Below are 2,961 nucleotides of genomic sequence, written 5' to 3'. Positions count from 1 at the left end.
ATCCACCGTGCCCTCAAGCGCCTGCGCCAGCGGCCGCATCGCTTCACCGACCAGCACGGCCAGTTCGACGCGCGCCGCAATCACCGCCCCGGCCAGCGCCGCGTGATAGCCTGGCGCGCTTTCACCCAATTCGCGCATCTCACCCAGGATCGCGACATGCCGGCCCGGCATCTCACCCAGCACCGCCAGCGTGGCCCGCATGGACGCGGGGTTGGCGTTGTAGCTTTCGTCGATCACCGTGGCGGTGCCGCCCGCGACCGGGATATCGATCCGCGCGCCACGCCCCGGCAGGCCGCCGAGTTCGGCCAGCGCCAGCCCGGCCTGCGCCAGATCGCCGCCGACCGCATCGACCGCCGCCAGCACCGCCAGCGCGTTCGACACCCAATGCGCGCCGGGCTGGGCGACGGTGAACGACAGCTCTCGTTCCCCGACGCGCGCGGTGACGAAGGTGCCCCCGGCGGGCGCTTTGGCGATTTCCAGCGGACGCACATCGGCGCCCTCGCCCATGCCGAACGCCACGATCCGCGCGGCATAGGGCGCCGCCGCCGCGATCAGCCGGTCGCGATGCGGGCTGTCGAATGGCACGATCGCGGTGCCACCCGGCTCCAGCCCGCGAAAGATCTCACCCTTCGCATCCGCGATCGCGCTTTCGTCGGCAAAGAATTCGGTATGCGCCGGGGCGATCGCGGTCACCATCGCGACATGCGGGCGTACCAGGGTGGTCAGGTGAGCCAGCTCGCCGGGATGGTTCATTCCCATTTCGAGTACCGCGACATCGCTATCGGCACGCATGCGCGCCAGGCTGAGCGGCACGCCGGTATGGTTGTTGTAGCTCTTGACCGAGCGGTGCGCGCGTTTCCCCGGCGCACGGTCCAGCGCGGCGAACAGCGCCTCCTTGGTCGATGTCTTGCCGACCGAGCCCGTGACCCCGATCACCTTGCCCCGCATCCGCGATCGCGCCGCGCGCGCGAGATTTTCCAGCGCCTGAAACGTATCGCTGACCGCCACATGCGGCATCCCACACGGCCGCGAGACGATCGCCCCTGCCGCACCCTGTGCGAACGCCTGGTCGAGAAAGCGGTGGCCGTCGGTGCTCTCGCCCGTCAGCGCGATGAACAGGTCTCCGGCGCCGACCTCACGCGAGTCGAACGCGACGCCGTCCGCCGAGAAATCCGCCGACGCCACGCCCGTCACCGCCTCGGCGATCTCCGCTGCGGTCCACAGCGTCATGCTCGCCCCCGCCCGGATACCGGGAACAGCAGCAACAACACCTGTCGCAACCTCACGCCGCCACCTCCCGCGCCACCGCGACATCATCGAACGGCAATATCAGGTCGCCGACGATCTGACCCTGTTCGTGGCCCTTGCCCGCGATCAGCACGATATCGCCCGCCCGCGCCTCGGCTACCGCCGCCGCGATCGCGGCGCGGCGATCGCCGATCTCGGTCGCGCCGGGCGCGCCCTCCAGCACATCGGCACGGATCGCGGCCGGATCCTCGGAGCGCGGATTGTCATCGGTGACGATCACCACATCGGCCTGCGCGACCGCCGCCTGCCCCATGGGCGCGCGCTTGCCCGGATCGCGATCACCGCCAGCGCCGAACACGAGGATCAGGCGCCCGCCCTTCCCCATCGCCACATGCGGGCGCAGCGCCGCGCAGGCCGCCTCCAATGCGTCCGGGGTATGCGCATAATCGACGTAGACCGGCGCGCCGTCGGCGGCGATGGCGGCGCGTTCCAGCCGTCCGCGTACCGGCTGCAGCCGCCCGAGTCCCGCGATCGTCGCCGCGACATCGCCGCCGGTCGCGATCACCAGCCCCGCCGCGATCAACGCATTCGCCGCCTGATAGGCACCGATCAACGGCAAGGTGACGCGGTGCTCGGCGCCCCCCGCACGGATCGTCAGCCCCTGCCCCAGCAACGTCGGATCGCGCGACACCAGCCGCAGGTCGTCGCCATGCTCGCCGACCGTCAACACGCGATTGCCGCGTTCACGGGCGATGTCGATCACCCGCTCGGACTGCGGATCGTCGGCCCACACCACGGCGGTGCCGTCATCCGCCAGCACCTGCGCGAACAATCGCAGCTTGGCGGTGAAATAGGCCGCCATATCGCCATGATAGTCGAGGTGATCGCGGCTCAGATTGGTGAACGCCGCCGCGCGCACCGGCAAGCCCTCGGTACGATATTGGCTCAGGCCATGGCTCGACGCCTCGAACGCGAGATGCGTCACCCCTTCGCGCGCCAGTCCGGCGACGTTCGACAGGAAGGTGACGACATCGGGGGTCGTCAGCCCGGTGGTACTGCGTTCATCGGCGGTGGTGACGCCCAGCGTTCCGATCGAGGCGGCATGGCATCCGGCCATGCGCCACAGCTGGCGCGTCATCTCGACGGTGGAGGTCTTGCCGTTGGTGCCCGTCACCGCCACCGCGGTTTCCGGGAAAGGCGCAAAGAAACGCGCCGCCAGCCGCGCGAAACATTCGCGCGGGTGATCGTCGGCGATATGCATCGCGCCCTCGACGCGCACACCGGGGCGGGCCACCACCGCGATCGCGCCGGCCCCGATCGCCGCGGGGATAAAATCCTCGCCATTGACACGCGCGCCCTCGAACGCGCCGAAGATCGTGCCCGGCGCGACTTTGCGGTGATCGATCGCGAACCCGGTCACCACGGCATCGCCGCCCGACGGAACAAGCTGTGACAGCTTCATATCCCGCTCACTGCCCTCCGCTCTTTGGTGCCTGATCCGGATCCTGCCACAAAGTGGGCACGATGTCGGAGACATCGATGTCGCGATGATCGTCGGGCACCACCCCCAGGATCGCCCCGACGCGCGCGATCGTCCGCCCGACGACCGGCGCGGCATTCCACGCGGCGGTCTTCCAGCCGAACGTCTCCTTGGTGCCAAGTGGCGAATCGAGCATCGCGAGGACGACATAGCGTGGCGCGTCCATCGGAAAG

At 69.6% G+C, this 2,961-nt stretch carries 2 protein-coding genes and 1 pseudogene; all 3 read right to left on the bottom strand.

Going from position 1 to position 2,961, the window contains the following annotated elements:
- A partial coding sequence (gene murF / locus ACFDSW_RS16090) for a UDP-N-acetylmuramoyl-tripeptide--D-alanyl-D-alanine ligase (RefSeq protein ID WP_375251272.1) occupies positions 1-1,230 on the bottom strand: 1,230 nt, incomplete at its 3' end.
- 52 nt (positions 1,231-1,282) lie between these two features.
- A complete protein-coding gene (locus tag ACFDSW_RS16085) occupies positions 1,283-2,710 on the bottom strand; it encodes a UDP-N-acetylmuramoyl-L-alanyl-D-glutamate--2,6-diaminopimelate ligase (RefSeq protein WP_375251271.1) in 1,428 nt (475 codons plus the stop codon).
- A gap of 7 nt (positions 2,711-2,717) precedes the next feature.
- Positions 2,718-2,961: pseudogene (locus ACFDSW_RS16080) on the bottom strand (penicillin-binding protein 2); the annotation flags it as partial.

Origin of the sequence: Sphingomonas sp., assembly GCF_042091075.1 — a bacterium.
Taxonomy (GTDB): domain Bacteria; phylum Pseudomonadota; class Alphaproteobacteria; order Sphingomonadales; family Sphingomonadaceae; genus Sphingomonas.
Note: the sequence above shows the minus strand (reverse complement) of the source record. Positions and strands in the feature narration are given on the sequence as shown.

What these genes read in the sequence shown, in the direction of transcription:
- ACFDSW_RS16085 (WP_375251271.1), bottom strand. Translation starts at nt 2,710, where the DNA reads ATGAAGCTGTCACAGCTTGTTCCGTCGGGCGGCGATGCCGTGGTGACC.